The sequence below is a fragment of the Paracidobacterium acidisoli genome (genome assembly GCF_003428625.2).
GTDB lineage: Bacteria > Acidobacteriota > Terriglobia > Terriglobales > Acidobacteriaceae > Paracidobacterium > Paracidobacterium acidisoli.
Map to the genome: position 1 here is coordinate 244,099 of NZ_QVQT02000003.1, position 17,982 is coordinate 262,080.

At 62.6% G+C, this 17,982-nt stretch carries 15 protein-coding genes; 3 read left to right on the forward strand and 12 right to left on the reverse strand.

Annotated features, from left to right (window positions below):
* Window positions 1-84 precede the first annotated feature (84 nt).
* Window positions 85-1,464 carry a hypothetical protein gene (locus tag D0Y96_RS08560; protein WP_117298959.1) on the reverse strand — a complete coding sequence of 460 codons (1,380 nt, stop codon included), beginning with the start codon at window positions 1,462-1,464 and terminating at the stop codon, window positions 85-87.
* A 144-nt stretch (window positions 1,465-1,608) separates the two neighbouring features.
* Here D0Y96_RS08560 and D0Y96_RS08565 point away from each other — a divergent pair, with 144 nt between their 5' ends.
* A complete protein-coding gene (locus D0Y96_RS08565; protein ID WP_117298960.1) occupies window positions 1,609-3,054 on the forward strand; it encodes an alpha/beta hydrolase family protein in 1,446 nt (481 codons plus the stop codon).
* Between the two features lie 144 nt (window positions 3,055-3,198).
* Here the strand turns inward: D0Y96_RS08565 and D0Y96_RS08570 are convergent, their stop codons facing one another.
* On the reverse strand, window positions 3,199-4,914 hold the full coding sequence (locus D0Y96_RS08570; protein ID WP_117298961.1) for a S53 family peptidase: 1,716 nt from the start codon (window positions 4,912-4,914) through the stop codon (window positions 3,199-3,201).
* A 130-nt stretch (window positions 4,915-5,044) separates the two neighbouring features.
* Window positions 5,045-7,486: an alpha-L-rhamnosidase-related protein gene (locus D0Y96_RS08575; protein ID WP_158562318.1), complete on the reverse strand. Its 2,442-nt coding sequence runs from the start codon at window positions 7,484-7,486 to the stop codon at window positions 5,045-5,047.
* A 485-nt stretch (window positions 7,487-7,971) separates the two neighbouring features.
* Here D0Y96_RS08575 and D0Y96_RS08580 point away from each other — a divergent pair, with 485 nt between their 5' ends.
* Window positions 7,972-9,861 carry a 30S ribosomal protein S1 gene (locus D0Y96_RS08580; RefSeq protein WP_117299701.1) on the forward strand — a complete coding sequence of 630 codons (1,890 nt, stop codon included), beginning with the start codon at window positions 7,972-7,974 and terminating at the stop codon, window positions 9,859-9,861.
* 110 nt (window positions 9,862-9,971) lie between these two features.
* On the opposite strand, the gene D0Y96_RS08585 is transcribed toward D0Y96_RS08580, so the two are convergent.
* Together D0Y96_RS08585 and D0Y96_RS08590 are read right to left on the reverse strand one after the other, a co-directional pair.
* Window positions 9,972-10,331 carry a carboxypeptidase-like regulatory domain-containing protein gene (locus D0Y96_RS08585; protein ID WP_117298963.1) on the reverse strand — a complete coding sequence of 120 codons (360 nt, stop codon included), beginning with the start codon at window positions 10,329-10,331 and terminating at the stop codon, window positions 9,972-9,974.
* The gene (locus D0Y96_RS08590) at window positions 10,328-10,522 is read right to left on the reverse strand and encodes a hypothetical protein (RefSeq protein ID WP_117298964.1); all 195 of its coding nucleotides are present in this window, start codon (window positions 10,520-10,522) and stop codon (window positions 10,328-10,330) included. Before D0Y96_RS08590 ends, D0Y96_RS08585 begins: the two co-directional genes overlap by 4 nt.
* A gap of 517 nt (window positions 10,523-11,039) precedes the next feature.
* Between D0Y96_RS08590 and D0Y96_RS08595 the strand changes: the two genes are divergently transcribed.
* Window positions 11,040-11,846: a rhomboid family intramembrane serine protease gene (locus D0Y96_RS08595; protein ID WP_117298965.1), complete on the forward strand. Its 807-nt coding sequence runs from the start codon at window positions 11,040-11,042 to the stop codon at window positions 11,844-11,846.
* 139 nt (window positions 11,847-11,985) lie between these two features.
* Here the strand turns inward: D0Y96_RS08595 and D0Y96_RS08600 are convergent, their stop codons facing one another.
* From D0Y96_RS08600 to D0Y96_RS08630, 7 genes are all read right to left on the reverse strand, one after another.
* Window positions 11,986-12,669: a hypothetical protein gene (locus D0Y96_RS08600; protein WP_158562319.1), complete on the reverse strand. Its 684-nt coding sequence runs from the start codon at window positions 12,667-12,669 to the stop codon at window positions 11,986-11,988.
* A gap of 214 nt (window positions 12,670-12,883) precedes the next feature.
* The gene (gene aspS, locus D0Y96_RS08605) at window positions 12,884-14,755 is read right to left on the reverse strand and encodes an aspartate--tRNA ligase (RefSeq protein ID WP_117298967.1); all 1,872 of its coding nucleotides are present in this window, start codon (window positions 14,753-14,755) and stop codon (window positions 12,884-12,886) included.
* A gap of 34 nt (window positions 14,756-14,789) precedes the next feature.
* A complete protein-coding gene (locus D0Y96_RS20705; RefSeq protein WP_350449012.1) occupies window positions 14,790-15,290 on the reverse strand; it encodes a DUF6882 domain-containing protein in 501 nt (166 codons plus the stop codon).
* Between the two features lie 33 nt (window positions 15,291-15,323).
* A complete protein-coding gene (gene hisS / locus D0Y96_RS08615; protein ID WP_117298969.1) occupies window positions 15,324-16,604 on the reverse strand; it encodes a histidine--tRNA ligase in 1,281 nt (426 codons plus the stop codon).
* 103 nt (window positions 16,605-16,707) lie between these two features.
* On the reverse strand, window positions 16,708-16,956 hold the full coding sequence (locus D0Y96_RS08620; RefSeq protein ID WP_117298970.1) for a hypothetical protein: 249 nt from the start codon (window positions 16,954-16,956) through the stop codon (window positions 16,708-16,710).
* Entirely contained in the window at window positions 16,953-17,378 is a 426-nt protein-coding gene (locus D0Y96_RS08625; protein ID WP_117299703.1) for a putative toxin-antitoxin system toxin component, PIN family, read from the reverse strand. The genes D0Y96_RS08620 and D0Y96_RS08625 overlap by 4 nt, the downstream gene beginning before the upstream one ends.
* A 57-nt stretch (window positions 17,379-17,435) precedes the next feature.
* The gene (locus D0Y96_RS08630) at window positions 17,436-17,957 is read right to left on the reverse strand and encodes a gamma carbonic anhydrase family protein (RefSeq protein WP_117298971.1); all 522 of its coding nucleotides are present in this window, start codon (window positions 17,955-17,957) and stop codon (window positions 17,436-17,438) included.
* Between the last annotated feature and the right edge of the window lie 25 nt (window positions 17,958-17,982).

The window sequence follows — 17,982 nt, forward strand, 5'->3', positions numbered from 1 at the left end:
ATAAATAAATCTTCGACCGGCGCAGAGACCTTTTGCGGCAGACCCAGATCGTTCTTCTAATCTCTATTCCCTGATTCCAGGTCTTCAGCGGCTGAAGGATGTTGCGTTGATCCAGTGGTAGCCGCGATTCACGAGGGTGAAGCTGCGCGGATCGACGGGATCGAGCACAGCGGAGATTTTGTCGCTGCCATCGGTGCCGGTGAGGAGCATCTCGCCGTGCTGCGAAGGTGAAGGCGAAAGCGTGAGCGACAGAGGCGACGCATCCGAAGCCGAAGAAGATGGGCCATGCCCTGGCAGATCAGACTCAGAGGAGGACAGGCCGGGAGCGGTGCCCTGTATCTGCAGATCGGGCGCGTCGGCGTGGTACTGCGCTTTGCAGACGATCAGCGTGTTGTCCATGGTCTTGATGGTGGCCTCGGCGCGATGCTCGACGATGAGCCAGCGCCAGACGGGGCCGTCGGTGACGAGCAGAGGACGCGGCGTTCCGTTCACGGTCAGCGAGCGCACCTGGTAGAGCCCGTAAAAGGGCGGATGCGGCGCGAAGGGTCCGGAGTGGCGGAACTGGATGTAGGTGCGCACGGTGACCGGCACCAGAGTATAGATCACGATCAGGGCTTTGACGAGCGGCAGCCAGCGGCGCACAGAGGGATTTGTAACCGTGAGCTCATCTTTTTCGAGATCGCGCGCCGGCGCCGGGCTGTTGAAGGTGAGGACGCGAAGCAGGCGGTCCGCATCGTGGGCGAGCAGAAAGACGCTCATGGCGAGGAAGTGCGCGGCGAGCATCTTGACGGAGACGTCGTAGCAGAAGTCCATCAGGGCGACGTTGGCCATCATGACGACGCAGACGAGCGCGCCGAGCGGAGCGGTGCGCCGCCAGAGGAGCAGGACAGCGCCAAGGACTTCGGCGAGACCGGAGAAGACGGTCATGAAGCCGGAGTAGCCGACGTAGGTCCAGAGCATCGCCATCGGCGAGGAGTCGCCGTAGGGCTCGATGAGGCGCTGCAGCGTAGGCGCGATGAACTGGAGGCGGAAGACCTTGTCCATGGCGTAGATGAGGATCATGTACGCGAGGGTGTAGCGAATCCAGATACGCAGCAGGCGATAGGCGGTCTGCGCCGAATGGCCTTTGCGGCCAAAGGCGGTCCACAGCAGGGCGGCAACGGCTGAGGTGACGGCGAGGACGAGCAGGACCAGGTAGAGGTACTGCGTGTCGCGGAAGGAGTTGGGCGCGAGCGGGCCGGTGAGGTGGAAGAGGTGGTGGCCGGTCCAGCGCGCGAGGCTTCCGAAGACGGCGTTGAAGACAGGATGAATGGGGCGCGTGGGATTGACGGCCAGCTCGTTGAGCCATACCCAGTCGCTCAGAAAGAAATAGACGAGAAGAAAGCGCCAGAGAAAGTCCAGCAGGATGTTCTTCGGCTTATGCTCCGCGGGCGGCGCGAACGAGGCGGAGGGGTACCTTTCCATTACTTGCACGGGTCAGCTCCAGAGGGCAGGAAAGGGGGACGCTTCTCAGTATGATGGGAGGGACTGGCCAGCGCAAGGTTCTTGCCCCCGAAGAGCAGGTTGTTTTCCCCACGGTTCTGAGCGGTCTCGCTCGCGGAGGGCGAAGTGCGGATTCTCGAAGTGATTGCCGCCTGTCTGGTGGCTGCGACGGCGCTGATTCTGCTGGCGGGAAGACCGGGCGGCCGACTGGCGCGTTGTCTGGCGGCCGCGGCGCTGCTGGTGCTGATTCTGCACGCCGTGGTGGAGGGGCCGCACTGGCAGATGGGGCCGGTGTATCTGGCGGCGCTGCTGCTGGCAGGCGCTGTGATGACGCGAAGAGCGATCCGGGCACGGGCGGCCGGAGCGGCAGGGCTGCTGCTGGTGGCCGCGGCGGTAATCTGCGCGCACGTGCTTCCGATGTTTACGCTGCCGAAGCCGGATGGGCCGTTCGCCGTGGGCACGAGGATCTTCAGCCTGACGGACACGAGCCGCGTGGAACCTGCGGCGCACGACAGCAGCCATCGCGAAGTGGTGGTGCAGGCATGGTATCCGGCGCAGTGCGGGCAGGGACGCGCAGCGCTGCTGCGGCTTCTGCTGCCGAATTGGGGGAAGGCTCCATACCGGCGATGGAAGGAGACGACACTGCTGTCGTCGTATCAGCGGTTTGTGTGGACGAACGCGTGCGAGGACGGGTCGGTACAGCCGGGAGGGCAGCTTCCGGTGCTGCTGTTCAGCCCGGCGATCGACGGGCGGAGAACGCAGAGCACGTTTCTGATGGAAGAGCTGGCGAGCCAGGGCTTTGCCGTATTCTCGATCGATCATCCTTACAGCACGGGGCCGGTGGAGCTGAGCGACGGGCGGGTGCTCGATACGCCATCGAACCCGATTGAGCCGCTGGGCACGATCGGTTTCGACCGAGCTTACGCGATCCTGAACAACCTGGTGGAAGAGCAGACGGCGGACACGCGCTTTGTGCTGAACACGCTGGAGGAATGGGAGCACGATCCGCGCAATGCGTTTTACGGGCGGCTGGCAATGGACCGCGTGGGCACGCTGGGACACTCGCTGGGCGGATCGGTGGCGGCGGAGACCGCGGTGGAAGATTCGCGGATTCGCGCGGTTTTCGATATGTCCGGTCCGCTGCTGGCGCAGGCGCGGCAGAGCGGCGTGCCGATGCCGTTTTTCTTTATGACGGAGCACGTTCCGCTGCTGGATGCGGAGCAGCTGGCAAAGCTCGATCCCGATGCGCGCGTGGACGCGGAGATGGACGTCGCGGATTTTCATGTGCTGCTGCCGATGATGGCCGCGCACGGTGAGTACTATGCGGAGCTGCCGACGGGAAGCCATGCCGTCTTCACCGACCGGCCGGCCTTTTCGAGGTATGTGCGCTTCGGTGGAAGCGATCTGGCGGAGACGGCGCGGCTGCATACGGTGATTGATCGCTACGCGGTCGCGTTTTTCGAGCAGACGCTCGAGTCGCAGAAATCTCCGTTGCTGGAGCAGCAGGAATCGCCGTTTGCGGGAGTGAGCTTCAGGAAGGCCGGAAAACAGGGATTAGGGAACAGGGATTAGCCATTAGCCATCAGGGCACAGGGCACAGGGCACAGGGCACAGGGCGTGGATGCACACTTCTGATCGCTGAGCCCTGATGGCTAATCTCTGTTTTTCTAATCCCTGTCCCCTGTCCCCTGTCCCCTGTCCCCTGTTTCTGCATGCTTACGACAGCGCGGTGAGCAGCTCTGTTCCGTTCGGCGAGCCGAGACCGGTGCAGGCGTCCCAGCCGGGTCCGGCGGTGTACTGACCCTTGAGATTGCCGTCGATGTCGTTGTTGCCGGCCGTGATGTCGCGGAAGGCGTCGGAGGTTGCAGGCAGCGAGTAGAGCGTGCTGTTCAGGAAGCCGACGGCCGGCTTGCCGGAGGAGGCACGGTGCTGATTGATGAGGGTGAGCAGTCCGGCCCAGAGGGGAGCGACGGCGCTGGTGCCTCCGATGGGGACGGTTTTGCCCTGCAGCACGATTTTGTAGCCGGTGTAGGGGTCGGCGTTACCGGCAACGTCGGGCAGTCCGCGGCCCGGTTTGGACGATGACGGCATGGAGAGCCCGGCCTGCCAGGAGGGTGGAGCGAATTCGGCGCTGACTCCACCGCCGCCGGCGCCGCCCTGACGGCCTTCGTTCCAGACGACCTCGCTGGTGATGGTGGTTTTGGAGCCGGTGAGGCGGGTTCCTCCACAGGCCAGAGCGAAGGGGCTGGAGGCGGGGAAGTCCGCATGCGGTCCCTTGTACTTCGGCTGGCGCGCATACTGGGTGGGCAGATCGGAGGAGCCGCTGTCTCCGGCGGCGACGAGAACGGTGATGCCTAGGGCGACGGCGTCCTTCAGCGCGGCGTTGATGCCGTCGAGGAACTGCTGGGTGGAGAAGTCTTCGGGCCCGCCCCAGCTGATGGAGATCACGGACGGGCGGCGAACGGAGTCGTGCACGGCGGAGCTGAGCGCGTCGATGAAGCCCTGATCGGTGTTGGGAGCGAAGTAGACGGCGATGCTGGCGCCGGGCGCGATGGCTCCCGCAACTTCGATGTCGAGCTCGACTTCACCATCGGCGTCGGGATTGAGATTGGGCAGATTGGCCCCTCCGTCGACGGAGACGGCGGTGACCTGGGGCGTGGTGAGCTTCAGCCCTTTGAAGAATTTGTTGAGATCGGTAAGGGTGTATCCTGAGCCGAGCTTTTTGGGCTGGCTGGGATTGGCGGCAGTGTTGAGCTCGATGAGGGCGATGGTCTGGCCTTCGCCGTCGAGCTTCTTCGGGAAGTTGTAGAGGGCGGCCACGTCGAGGACGGAGAGGCTTTTCGCTTTGGGCACAGCGCTGCTTTTGCTTGCGGTGCGTCCGTTACTGTGTCCGTTCTTCGCCGTGTGGCCGTTGTGCGAAGAGGCGATGCGGATGTGCGGCTTTGCGACCGGGCGGTCATCGAGTCCGAAGACGCCTTCGACGATGCCGGCGAGCTGGCGCGGAATGTATACGGAGCCGGTGCGTCCGCGATAGGTGATGTTGCCGGTGCGGAACTTCTGCAGCTTCACGCCGAAGGCCTTCTGCAGATCGGCGAGGGAGCCGCGCAGCTTGACGGTGCGCTTGGCGAGGCTGGTTTCGATGACGGTGAGGTTGTATTCGTGCGCGAAGGCATCGATTTTGGCGACGCTTGCGGCGGGTGCTCCGTGCAGCTCGGCCAGCTGTTCCTGGGTGAGATATTTACGCTCGCCGAGCGGCTGCGCCATGATGCCGTCGACCAGCTTGTCGAAGCTCTTCGGAGATTCCTTCTGCCTGAGCCTTACCGTTACATAGCCATGATCCGCCGGATCGACTTTGCCGACGGGCCTTGCGCCTGTGAGCGGCACGCGATGACTGCCTTTAAGTTCCACATGACCTTTGCTCTTGCCTGGCATGTTCGTGCTCCTTCAGAAGCGCATAAGGTTCTGCGCCCTGCCGGATAGGGAGCGGATTTTTCGAAACGTTACAGAGAAGTGAAGAGATAGTTATGGCGGCCCGGCAGCTCAATGCCCGGCCGCCGGTTTCTCAAGAACGATGTCCGGCTCCGGTTTCGATGGTCTGTGTGCCGGGATGAAGCGGCATGCTGCGGCCCTGCCAGACAAAGTCGCCGCTGAGATCTTTCGGCAGGGTGATGGTGGCCCGGAGCGAGCTGCCGGTGCGCTGGTAGACGACGTGGATCTCGCCTTCGGCATGGGGCATGGCGGCGTCGAGGTGGTCGAGGCGGCCGAGGTGCGGCTCGATGCGGACGCGGCTGAAGCCGGGCGCGGAGGGGTGAATGCCGGCGACGACGGTGAGCAGGTCGTAGTTGGGGCTGGCGCTCCAGGCGTGACAGTCGGAACGGGTGGGCTCGGGGGTCTCGGCCCAGGTGCTGAGGCCGAGCTTGAGCATGTTGTACCAGGGGCCGAGCTGATCGAGGTAAAGGTCGGCGAGGCCGGCGTGCTCCAGCGCGCGTGCGAAGTAGAAGCGGAAGTAAAAGCTCATCTGCGAGACCGGCGGCAGCGGCTTGCCTTCATAGCTGGCGGTGCCGGCTTCGTTCGAGGCGATGACGCGGCGGAGGATCGGAGCCTGCTCGGCTTTGGGCGCGACATCGAGCCAGACGGCCATGACATTGGCCTCCTGACTGAAGGTGGGCTTTACGGTGCTGCCGAGCGGCAGGTCGGCGTAGAGGCCGGTCTTCGCGTCCCATGCGCTGCGGTTGATGGCCTCCGAGGCTTGGGCGATGAGCTCCCGGTAGTGCGCGGCGCGCTCGGGGCTTCCGTATGCGGATTCGAGGTCGGCGGCATCTTTGAGCGCTCCGATGAGCTGGAGGGTCAGGTAGGTCGATCCGCCGTCGGCGTTCTGCGGAGGAACGCCGCCCTGGTAGCCGCTGCTCCAGTCGGCGAACTCCCACCATTCGGCTTTGCCGAGCAGGCCGTCGGATCGGAGGCGCGAGGCATACCAGTCGAGGACGCCGCGGGTGTGCGGCAGGGTCTGCTTTACCAGCGGCAGATCATCGACGTAGAGCCAGTAGTCGTGGAGCATGTCGACCCAGAGAAGCGAGAAGGTCGGGATCATCTGCACGAGGCCGGAGGGGAAGCGGCTTTGCGTGAGGCCGTCGGTGGTGCGCGAGGCGTCGATGTTGGTGACGGCCTGGCGGGCAAGGCGGCTGTCGCCGGTCATGGCGTAGGAGATCAGCGCCTGGATGCGGGTATCGCCGACGTACTGAAGCTGCTCCCAGTAGGGCGCGTCCATGTAGGTTTCGTGCGCGCAGAGGCGGGCGGTGCGCCAGCCGGTGTCCCAGAGCTGTCTGAGCTGAGGAATATCGGCGGAGATGGAGGCTTTGGCGTTGAAGGGGTAGGCGTTGAACCAGGCCTGAAGGCGGTCGAGGCGCAGCGGCTCGGCGTGGGTGGTGACGTCGATCTGCAGGTAGCGCCAGGTGCGCCACCAGAGCGGGGAATAAGAGCGGTTGCTGCCGCCGCCGCTGATGAAGTCGTCCTCGACGCCTTCGATATGGCGTCCCGCGATCTCGTTGCGATTGCCTTTTTCTCCTTTGGCGTCGTAGAGGGCCTCGGAGTACGTGAGATGGACCTCGGCGCCGCTGCCGCCGCTGAGGATGAGCTCGGGATAGGCGGTCTGGAGGACGCGGTTGTCGAGCAGGAGGGTGACATGGCTGTTGGCGGGAATCTCAAGCGGCTGCGCGGGAAATGCGGGGATGCCGGGCAGGCCTTCGGCGCGGACGGCGGTTCCGGCGGCGGTGAGGCGGTGCTCCATGGGCGGAAGCAGATCCTGGACGAGCTCCCAGTTGTTATCGGCATCCTGGGCCTCGCGGGTGGAGGCGTGGCCGATGATCCGGGCGGCCTGCCAGCCGGAGGGATCGGCATTCGGCTGATCCCAGTCCCAGGTAAGGGTGCGGCCGTCGATCTTTTCAGCGGGTCCGGCGGCGTAGTAGTTACGAACGCCATTGTGGCCGAGGGAGCTGCGGCCCGGCTCCTGCTTTACCAGCCAGGAGGCATCGGTGTTGACGGCGGCTTCGGCTTTGGTATCGCCGGCCATGAGGAAGCCGGTGCGGTTGCTCATCTGCGCGACGGGCGCCTGGGTGCCGAAGTTCCAGACGGTGGCGGCGAGGATGTTTTTGCCGGGGTGCAGCAGGGGCGCAAGGTCGACGGTCTCGAAGCGCCAGTGAAAGAGATCGCCGCGGGCCGGGCCTTCGGCAGCGTAGGCGCCGTTGATGTGCAGCAGATAGCGGTTGTCGGCGCTGACGTGCACCCAGTAGTGCGGGGGGACGGCGGCGAGGGTGATCTCTTTACGGAAGTACCAGACGCCGGCATCGCGCTCCGGGGCGTGAGGGCAGGCGATCCAGTCGGCGGGCCAGCGGGCGGCGACGAGCGTGGGATTGAGCGGAGGCGCGGAGGACTGGGCGTGGCTCGCGGCGAGAGGCAGAAGAAAAGCAGAGACGAGAAGCAGCGCGGGCAGGGTGATTCGCGGCATGCCGGAAAGGGTAACAAATCGTTTGCCCGGAGGGATAAGTTCTCTATTGGATGAAGCGGGACGGGCGGTTCCGGGGCATAAAAAAGTGGAGAGCGAATGTGAAGAATTGGTTGCAGAGGGCTTCTGCGGCCTCAGTTGCATTGACATGCCCTGGAGCGAGTTCTATAGTTTTGATAACAGACTTGCGCGTGCGGGATTCATTAGCGCTGGCCTGTGATCGCCGCTTCTGCTCATCCCTGCCTGCCGGATACTCCCGAATGGAGACCGATGTTGTGCTCTCACACTTCACCGTCTCTTCGAGATTGACCCGCGCGGCAAATCCGGAGAGAGGGAGCTGTGATTCCCGAACCTTCGCGGGCCTGCTGCACATCTGAAGTAGTCAGCGAGGGAATCTGCAGCCGTGACCGGCCGTTTTGACCAGTTACATCCTCAGGCTGCAGGGCGGACCTGCGGGAGCCGCCAATCGAATCCCGGAGCTGGCAGCGATGGCAGACGTCCTGAATCCTGAACAAACCGAGAGCACTCCACTGAATACCGAACTCGAAACACCGACGCTTGACCCTGCGACGGATCAAATCGACCCGTCCCTTGAACTCACCCACAACCCGGAAGCAGTTTCCGCTGAATCTCACCTGACCACCGAGGACCGGCATGCGGTCGCCGAAATACCGGCTGCTCATGATGAAGAAGAGTCCGATCCGGGGATGGAAGACTTCGCCGCCGCTCTGGAGTCGTTCGATCGCGAGCAGGCTGCCGAAGCGGCCGCGCTGTCATTCGACGACACCATTGTGACCGGCACCGTGATCAAACTCACGGACAAGCACGTGGTGGTCGATGTGGGACTGAAGTCCGAGGGCCTCATTCCGATCGAGCAGGTCACGGACCACACCGGACAGCCGAAGCTGCATCCCGGCGAGACGGTCGAAGTCGTGGTCGAGCGCGAGGAGATCGAAGGCGGCTACCTGCTGAGCTACGACAAGGCCCAGCGGCTGCGCGTCTGGGACACCATCGAGAAGGCGGCGAACGAGAAGACGCCGGTTCTCGGCACGGTGGCAGGACGGGTGAAGGGCGGTCTGACGGTCGATATCGGCATCAAGGCATTTCTGCCCGGCTCGCAGCTCGAAGTTCGCCCGGTGCGCAATCTGGATGCCTGGATCGGGCAGCAGATCGAAGTTCGCGTCATCAAGCTGAACAAGAAGCGCGGCAACGTGGTGGTCTCCCGCAAGGAGATTCTGGAAGAGGAGCTGACGGCGAAGCGGTCGCTGACCCTCGAGCACCTCGAAGAGGGAAGCATTCTGACGGGAACCGTCAAGAACCTGACCGACTACGGCGCATTTGTGGACCTGGGCGGCATCGACGGTCTGCTGCACATCACCGATATGTCGTGGGGACGCCTGACGCACCCGCGCGATCTGGTGAACGTAAGCGACGAGATCCAGGTAAAGGTGCTGAAGTTCGACAAGGACAAGCAGCGCGTTTCACTCGGCTTCAAACAGCTCACGCCTGATCCGTGGCTGGATGCGGTCGAGCGGTATCCGATTGGCGCCCGGGTGCGCGGCCGGGTGCTGAGCGTGACAGACTACGGCGCCTTTGTGGAGCTGGAGCAGGGCATCGAAGGCCTGGTGCACGTCTCGGAGATGACCTGGTCGAAGCGGATGAAGCATCCGTCGAAGCTGGTGAAGCCGGGCGACGAGGTAGAGACGGTGATTCTGGCCGTGAATCCCTCGGACCGGCGCATCTCGCTGGGCATGAAGCAGCTGCTCGAGAATCCCTGGGAGAATCTCTCGGATCGCTATCCCTCGGGCACCGTGGTGGAAGGACGGGTTCGCAACCTGACCGACTTCGGCGCGTTCATCGAGATCGAGGACGGCATCGACGGCCTCGTTCACGTGAGCAACCTGAGCTGGACCAAGCGCGTGAAGCATCCCTCCGAAGTGCTGAAGAAGGGCGAGAAGGTGCGTGCTGTGGTGCTGGGCGTGGAGCCGGAGAACCGGCGTCTGTCGCTGGGCATCAAGCAGATGCAGCCGGATGTGTGGGAGTCCTTCTTTGCGCAGCATCGCGTAGGCGATGTGGTGCACGGCAAGGTGCTGCGCACGGCGCAGTTCGGAGCATTCGTCGAGATCACCGAAGGCGTGGAGGGTCTGTGCCATGTCTCCGAGGCGACGGATGTGAACGGCGTCCCGATGAAGCTCGATCAGGGCCAGGAGCACGACTTCAAGATCATCAAGATGAACCCGGATGAGAAGAAGGTCGGCCTCAGCCTGCGCGCTGTCGGCGAGGAAGCCAGCCGCGCCGATGTGGAAGCCTACAAGCAGCCGGTCTCCAGCTCGACGACCACGCTCGGCGACCTGGTGAACTGGAAGCGCGAGCGCTGAGACAGGCTCAAAGCGCAGAGCACAGAAAGACGAACGCCACTCCTTCGGGAGTGGCGTTTTGTTTGGCAGAGCCTGAAGAGTGCCGGGCCGGCGCGAGGCGCGCTGCGCCGTCAGTCGGTCTTGATGTGCAGGTCGATGATGAGGGTTTTACGCGAGTCGAAGGAGCTGATCTCCTTCGAAGGGCTCTTCCGGCTCTTCCATGCGGCCCAGAGCGTGTAATCCGAGTCGCCGGAGATCTGACCGAAGCGGTAGCTGCCGTCTGCTGTGGAGATAAACGTCTTGATGTCTTTGGTCGAGGAGTTTTCGAGGTAGACGATCGCTCCGGTAACCGGTTTGCTGTCGGAGGAATAGACCTTCCCCTGCACGCTCTTCTGGGTAAAGTTCTGCGCGAAGCCCGCAGAAGCAAACAGGAGCGACGCGGTAAATGTCAGGGATGCTGCGCGAAGAAAGGAACGCCGGCCTGTTGTCATTCCTCTTCCTCGCCGGCGGCTTCCTCGTCCTCGTCGTCTTCATATCCTTCCTCGACTTTGGACAGCTCAAGAGGGTCGGTGGCGACGACTTCGTATTCCGTGCCGCATTCATCGCAGGCGATCACGTCGCCTTCCTCGACTTCATCCTCTTCAAAGTCGAGCGCGCTCTCACATTCAGGGCAAATTGGCATGCAATCCTCCAGATGGGGGTAGGGGTCTATGGTTTTTCCGGGTGACCCCGATATTTTAGCAACAGGTCCACAACCTGGTTAGTGTTGAGGAGAAGCCACGGCTGCGTCAAGCGAGCCGGGGCCTTTCCGGACGAAAACGGGAGCGTACGTGCCACAGAGGGGATGTGCACAGGCGCCGTTTCGCACCCCCTGTCTGCGTCAGGATGAGAGTGCGCGCGCCGGTGTTGCCTGCACTCATGCTGCAATCCGCAAAGCAAAGGCCGGCCGCCGGCCTGGCCTCTTCCGCGCTGCGGGCATCTCCACAGCATTGGACGAATTTGTCGGACAACAGATTCAGCATACAAGTGAATGAGCCGGCATTCTTCCACAGCCGGAGTACTCCGGCCAGTATGGATAAAGACCTGCCGAGGTGCCCGGGGGTGAGCGAGAACCGGATCGGGAATCCTTGCGGACGCCGGTTATGGGATGGCTGAGACGGGGGCAAAGCCAGGACGGTAGAATCGTTATTCAGGTGGCTATGCCAAAGTTCGGTGGAGTTCTCACATTTCCTGACTTCCGGGGATTCACACGCGCTCTGATTCTGTGGAATCTCGGCGCATACTTCGCGCTGGTGCTGCTGGGGGTGGCCTCGAAGCCGGCGGCTTCCACGCTGGTGATCTACACCGCGCTGTCGCCGCTCGCCGTGCTGCACGGCTGGATCTGGCAGATCATTACCTACAGCTTTGTCCACTCGGGGATTCTCGCCACTGCCTTCGAGCTGCTCTCGCTCTGGTTCCTGGGCAGCTTCCTGGAGTCCAGCCACGGATCGCGCTGGGTGGCCGAGATTTACTTTGTCTCGGTCGCGGGAGCGGCGCTGACGGCGATCGGGCTTTACTTCGCCATGCCCGCCTCGGCCGTGATGCTGACGGGCGCATACGGAGGCATCTTCGGGCTGCTGATCGCCTTCGGCGTGCTGTATGCGGACATGCAGTTCATGATGTTTCCGCTGCCGATGATGATCAAGGCGAAGTATCTGGTGGCGGTCTATATGCTGATCGCGCTGGCCATGCTCTTCTCGCAGGACCGGGCCTTTGCCTTCTCCGAGCTGGGCGGCGCGCTGTTCGGCTGGCTGTACATCAAATTTGCCCCGCGGCGCGGCTTTGCCAGGGCCGGCACCGAGCGCTGGTATGGCATACGCAACAGCTACTACCGCTGGAAACGGCGGCGCGCGGCGAAGAAGTTCGAGGTCTACATGCGGAAGCAGAATCGCGATGTGCGCTTCGACCGCGATGGAAAGTACATCGATCCGGACAACGATCCGAACGACCGGAAGTGGATGAACTGAGACGGAGCTGGTGATGCGGGCAGCAGTCAGGCACAAAACGGCCAGTGAAAAAGCGGTCAGCAAAGCTACTGTCTGCTGTCCGCCTTATTCCTGGCCGCTTCATCCCTGACAGTTTTTGTGCTTCACCGCTGACTTGCCGCTACTTGTGCAGCGATCCCAGCTTGTAGACGATGCCCACGGCGCCGGCGAACTCATTCTGGCGGGAGTAGCCGTAATAGGTAGGCTGCCAGTCGGTAATCAGGCGGACGGACCACTTCGGGCTCAGGTTGTAGTCGCCGGAGGCGCCCACTGCGGCTCCGAAGGCCAGCTTGTCGTTGTAGATGCTGAACTGCTGCGGCGTCTCTCCGCTGGGAAAGCCGGTGCTGAACTTTCCGTAGGCGGCTCCGAAGAGCGCGTGCATGCCGAAGGTATATTTCGGAGTGCGCAGAAAACGGAAGTTCGGACCGAAGAGGAAGAGATGCTCGGACATGGGCGGGTTGTTCGGGCCGCCGCTGCCGGCCGGCAGAACGATGTTGCCGTAGGCTCCGCGCGCGCTGGCCTCAATGCCCCATACGGGACGGACCCAGACAGTGGCTGAGCCGTTCCAGCCGAGGAGGTTGATCGCCTCCACCCCACGATTGGGGCTGGGGTTGAAGTGCGCGTACTGCGCGCCGCCGAAGACATCCCAGCGCTGGGAGTACTGCGAGAGCTCCGTTACCGGTGCGGTGGCAGTGACCTGAGCGTGCAGGCAGCTGAAGGGAAAAAGCGAAGCGGCGAAGACCAGCAGGACAGACAGACGGCGGGTGACAACGTTCACGCGATTCCAGAACCTCGTTAACATCATAGCTGATGGAATAGCTGATGGAGCGGCCAGCGAAAAGGCGGTCAGCTGAACTCCGGTCAGCAGAAAAGCGGTCGGCGGTTTTTGTATCTGGCCTGGGGAATCGTATTGCCCTGCCCTGGCCGTCACAAGCCCATGCAGCCTGCACAACCCATGCACTCGCTGATCGGTTTTTGGCTGACCGCCCTGCCAGCTAACCGCTTCTTCGCTGACCGGACTATAGCCTCGTCCTTATATGCAGCTCCTTCAGCTGCTGCTCGCTGACCGGCGTGGGCGCGTCGACCATCAGGTCGATGGCTTTGGCGGTCTTGGGGAAGGCGATCACTTCGCGCAGGCTCGACGCTCCGGCAAGGAGCATCACCAGCCGGTCGAGGCCGAGGGCGATGCCGCCGTGGGGCGGCGTGCCGTACTGCAGGGCTTCGAGGAAGAAGCCGAAGCGGGCCTTTGCCTCCTCGTCCGACATGCCGAGAGCGCGGAAGATCTGCTGCTGCACGTCCTGGCGGTGGATACGGATTGAGCCCGAGCCGAGCTCGAGGCCGTTCATGGCGAGATCGTAGTACCGCGCGCGGACCGAGGCCGGATCGGAGACGAGGCGCTCCATGTCCTCTTCGTGCGGCGAGGTGAAGGGGTGGTGCGCGGGCATCCAGTGGCCGGTGGCCTCGTCGTGCTCGAACATGGGGAAGTCGGTTACCCAGATGGGCCGGAAGGCCGCAGTTCCATCGACCAGCGTCGCGGACTCGCGATCGGGCGAATTGACCACCGCATCAGTAACGGCGAAAGCTCCATGCCGGTCGGCGTACTTCTTCGCCAGCTCCACGCGGAAGTTGCCCGCCGCGCTCAGCACCGCAATCTCGCGCTCCGACAGGCGGCCTTCGGACTTCGTATCGGAGGCGGCGATGTGCGTGGCCGCGTCTCCGGCGACGATGATGAGCAGGTCGTCGGCTGCGGCATCGGCCAGCGCGCGGACCTTTGCCGCGGCCTCGGGGAAGCCCTTTTCGAGGCGCTTCAGGTCGTCGATGTACTTTGCGCCCCTGCGCGTGTCGAAGAGCGGCTTGTTGTCGTCGCGCTCTTTGCGCGAAAGCTCGCTGACCTTTGGAATACGCAGAGCGACGACGGGCAGCGCCGGATCGATGGCCAGTGCGGCAAGGTTTTCCTGCGTAAAGGCTTCGCTCACATCGGTCAGCCCCGGCAGGCGCAGGTCGGGCTTGTCGATGCCGAACCGCCGCATGGACTCGTCGTAGGTGATCTGCGGAAAGGGCGTGGGCAGATGGATGCCGACGGCGGCGAAGCTGGCGGCGAGGAAGCCTTCGACCACGCGGAAGATGGTCTCCTGCTGCGGGAAGGTCATCTCCAGATCGATCTGCGTGAACTCGGGCTGGCGGTCGGCGCGGAGGTCCTCGTCGCGGAAGCAGCGCGCAATCTGGAAATAGCGGTCCATGCCGGAGATCATCAGAATCTGCTTGAAGAGCTGCGGCGACTGCGGCAGCGCATAAAATTCGCCCGGATGCACGCGGCTCGGCACCAGATAATCGCGCGCTCCTTCCGGCGTCGAGCGCGTCATGAACGGCGTTTCGATTTCCAGGAAGCCTTCCTGGGACAGATGGCTGCGCACGGCCAGCGCCAGCTTGTGCCGCACCTCGAAGTTGCGCTGCATCTCGGGGCGGCGGAGGTCGATGTAGCGGTACTTGAGGCGCACTTCCTCGTTGCCGATGGCTTCTTCGGCGGGCGAGAAGGGCGCGAGCTTCGCGTCGTTGAGGATGAGCAGCTCATGCGCGGCGATCTCGATCTCACCGGTGGGCATTTTAGGGTTCACGGCTTCTTTGCCGCGCTCGCGAACCAGCCCCTGGGCGAGGACGACGTACTCGGGGCGCGCCTGCTCGGCTTTGAGGTGGCCTTCGGGCGCGAGATCCTTGTCGAGCACGATCTGCGTGATGCCGTAGCGGTCGCGCAGATCCAGAAAGATGAGGTTGCCGTGGTCGCGGCGACGATTCACCCATCCCATCAGGGTGACAGTTTTCCCGGCGTCGGCGGCACGAAGCTCGCCACAGGTATGCGTGCGCTGTTTGGTTCCTAAAAAGTCGAGTGTCACTGAATCCCTTAATGCTTCTGCATGAAAGCCGTAATTACTGCACAAATCTGGTGTTGAATGTCACAACATACACAAAGTTACCGGGCGCATCGCTGTCCGGACACCTATATCCTGCATCCGCGCCCAGAAGGTGAGCCGCTATCGCGGTGAACTCCCATCCCAGATACTCATTACTTTCCAGAAACAAAGTAGTGAGTGGTGCCCATTCCTTTTCCTCGCCGAAGTCGCGCACTGCGCTCATCCGGTCCCGCGATTCTGAGGGCATGTGAGGGTTACCCCAGCTCCACTCCCATTTGTTGCTGTGGACAGAGCCTGTTACAACGATATCCGCGATAACTCGTGGCTGACCATTTTCCGAAAAGGTCAGCGTACTCGATTCCAGGCTGTAATCCCATCGTGGCCAGCTAGCAATCCTGAATCGCTCCGTCCACTCTTTGTTGCGGTCTATAGCCTCGTGAACTCGAGCATGTCGGTAGGTCTCATACTCTCGTTCCAGGCAGGCGTCGCAAAGATGGCGGTCAGTATGTTCAGTCACTTTTGATCGTTCCTTAACGGGGGTGCTGAATGATCAGCGCAAAGCCTCAGTCAGATTTGTCCGAGCTATTTTGACCTGCTCGCCCGTCGCGAAATCCTTCACCGTCAGCATACCGGAGCTCAGTTCATCCTCGCCCAGCAGCACAATCTTCCGCGCCAGCTTGTTCCCCATCTCGAACGACTTCTTCAGCCGGAATCCGCCATCGCCCAGCTCAACGCGCAACCCAGCGCCGCGCAGCTCCCGCGCCAGCTTCAGCGCCTCGGCATTCAACCCTTCACCCAGCGGAGCCACAAACGCATCGGCAAGCGCCGCCTTCGCCTCCGCCGCCTGCGCCTGCAGCGTCAGCACCAGCCGGTCCTCGCCCATCGCAAAGCCAATCCCCGGAGCCTTCGGGCCGCCCAGCACCTCGCTCAGGCCGTCATACCGTCCGCCGCCCAGCAAAGCATTCTGCGCGCCCAGACCGCCATGCGTGAACTCGAACGTCGTCCGCGTGTAGTAGTCCAGCCCGCGCACCAGCCTCGGATTCACCGTATACGGCACTGCGCACGCATTCAGCGCCGCCAGCACCTGTCGGAAATTCTCCGTCGACTCGGCATCGAGATACTCCGCGATCTTCGGCAGGCCGTCGATAATCTCCTGATCGCCCGCGTCCTTCGAGTCGAGCACGCGCAGCGGATTCGTCTCCGCCCGCCTCTGGTTGTCTTCGCACATCCGGTCCTTCACCGGCGCCAGCGCCTCGCGCAGCGCCGCCACATACCGCGCGCGGTCCGCCGAAGACCCAACCGAATTGATCTCGAGCTTCCAGCCCACGATGCCCAGCTCATCCAGCAGCGTGGCCAGCATCTCGATCACTTCCGCATCGCGCAGCGGCGACTCCGATCCCGCGCTTGGCGGCCCGATTACTTCCGCGCCAATCTGCCAGAACTGCCGATACCGCCCCTTCTGCGGACGCTCGCGGCGAAACTGCGGACCAATATAAAAAAGCTTCTGCAGCAGCCCGGTTTCGCCCAGTTTGTGCTCAATATAGGCGCGAACGACCCCGGCCGTATTCTCCGGCCGCAGCGTCAGCGACTGCGATTTCTCCGACTGTGCCCGGGCGCGGTCCTCCCACGTGTACATCTCCTTCGAGACGATATCCGTCTCCTCGCCCACGCCGCGGGCAAACAGCGAGGTGTCTTCAAAAATGGGCGTGCGAATCTCGCCGAAGTTGTAGCGCGCAAAGACGCGCCGTGCGGTCGCTTCGATATGGTTCCAGAGTTCGGTTTCCGGCGGCAGCAGATCGCGGGTGCCGCGTACGGCTTTAAGTGTGCTCATGGTGTCAGGTAAAGGTCTTGTCTTCAGGTTATCAGGGACACATTCCGTTGCTATGCGCGGAGCAGGCTACGTTGAAGGTGCTTCGCTGCCGAAAGATCAGGCTTCACCCCAGCTCATCGCCTTCGATGGGGGGATGATCTCCTCCGGCCTTTCTGAGGATGCCGAGAGCCTTGCCAATATCGGCGCGCCCGGCGCGCTCGCGGAAGTAGTCCTCCGTGCGCAGGGCGGAGAGCTTTTCCGCAAGGGCGACATTGATGAGCTGATTCAATGCCACGCCTTCTGCGTCTGCTACCTTTCGAGCTTCATCGAGCAGTGACGCCTGCACTCGCAATGCAAAGTTGCTCTTCCTCATCGTTTTCCAATCCTTCCGAGGGCTTCTTTCGGTGTCAGAACGGCTATGTCGAAACCTTTGGCAAGCTCATCGAAGTCTCTCAGGTTAAAAGTTACCAGGGCATCGACCCCGCCATTTACCGCCGCTTCAAGCACCATATCGTCATCGGGGTCGCGCAGCATCGGTCTCCAGAGAAAGGACAAATGGACCGGCTCCGCCACCGCCGCGATTGCATCGGTCAAAGCACCCACTTCACTGGCGGTGAGCCCGGATGCGGTGAGATGCTCCGGTCTCGTCAGTACTGCTTCGTACTCAATCATCAGCGGGACGGAGAGGAGCAGTACAAACCGTCGTTCGAGCGCAGACTGCAACAACTGGCTGGATGCACCTTGGTTGCTGCGAATGGCTGCGACCAGAACCGAAGTATCGAGGACCAGTCGCATGCTGGAATGATATTGCATGCAATATGGCCGCGCAACAGGGGAGCTGAAGTCCGGCTGCTACCAGCTCTTCCGCTCTTCCAGATAAATCTTCGTGTAGTCGAGGTAGTTGCGGGCGTATTTGAGGATCAGCTCCAGGTCATCGGAGGTGAGCTCGCGACGGACTTTGCCGGGAACTCCGGCGACAAGCGAGCGCGGCGGGATGACGGTATGCTCGGGAATCACCGCTCCGGCCGCAATAATCGAGCCCTCGCCGATACGCGCGTTATTCAGAATCGTCGCGCCCATGCCGATCAGGCAGTGATCCTCCACCACGCAGCCGTGTACCGTCGCATTGTGCCCAATTGAGACATACTCGCCCACAATCACCGGATACAGATTCCGCATCCCGTGCAGCACCGCGCAGTCCTGCACATTCGAGTTCGCGCCCACGCGAACCGAGTGCACATCACCGCGTACCACGGCATTCATCCACACGCTGGCGTGCTCGCCCAGCGTTACGTCGCCGATAATCTGCGCCGAAACGTCGATATAGCAGCTTTCCGGAATAACGGGAGTGTGTCCCTGATACGAGCGGATCATGGGTTTAGTGTAGAACGGTGTGACG

Coding starts and splice junctions, on each gene's coding strand:
- D0Y96_RS08630 (WP_117298971.1), bottom strand. CDS start 17,957: ATGATCCGCTCGTATCAGGGACACACTCCCGTTATTCCGGAAAGCTGC.
- hisS (WP_117298969.1), bottom strand. CDS start 16,604: ATGAGCACACTTAAAGCCGTACGCGGCACCCGCGATCTGCTGCCGCCG.
- D0Y96_RS08625 (WP_117299703.1), bottom strand. CDS start 17,378: ATGCGACTGGTCCTCGATACTTCGGTTCTGGTCGCAGCCATTCGCAGC.
- D0Y96_RS08590 (WP_117298964.1), bottom strand. CDS start 10,522: ATGCCAATTTGCCCTGAATGTGAGAGCGCGCTCGACTTTGAAGAGGAT.
- D0Y96_RS08585 (WP_117298963.1), bottom strand. CDS start 10,331: ATGACAACAGGCCGGCGTTCCTTTCTTCGCGCAGCATCCCTGACATTT.
- D0Y96_RS08570 (WP_117298961.1), bottom strand. CDS start 4,914: ATGCCAGGCAAGAGCAAAGGTCATGTGGAACTTAAAGGCAGTCATCGC.
- D0Y96_RS08580 (WP_117299701.1), top strand. CDS start 7,972: ATGGCAGACGTCCTGAATCCTGAACAAACCGAGAGCACTCCACTGAAT.
- D0Y96_RS08595 (WP_117298965.1), top strand. CDS start 11,040: ATGCCAAAGTTCGGTGGAGTTCTCACATTTCCTGACTTCCGGGGATTC.
- D0Y96_RS08575 (WP_158562318.1), bottom strand. CDS start 7,486: ATGCCGCGAATCACCCTGCCCGCGCTGCTTCTCGTCTCTGCTTTTCTT.
- D0Y96_RS08560 (WP_117298959.1), bottom strand. CDS start 1,464: ATGGAAAGGTACCCCTCCGCCTCGTTCGCGCCGCCCGCGGAGCATAAG.
- D0Y96_RS08620 (WP_117298970.1), bottom strand. CDS start 16,956: ATGAGGAAGAGCAACTTTGCATTGCGAGTGCAGGCGTCACTGCTCGAT.
- D0Y96_RS08600 (WP_158562319.1), bottom strand. CDS start 12,669: ATGATGTTAACGAGGTTCTGGAATCGCGTGAACGTTGTCACCCGCCGT.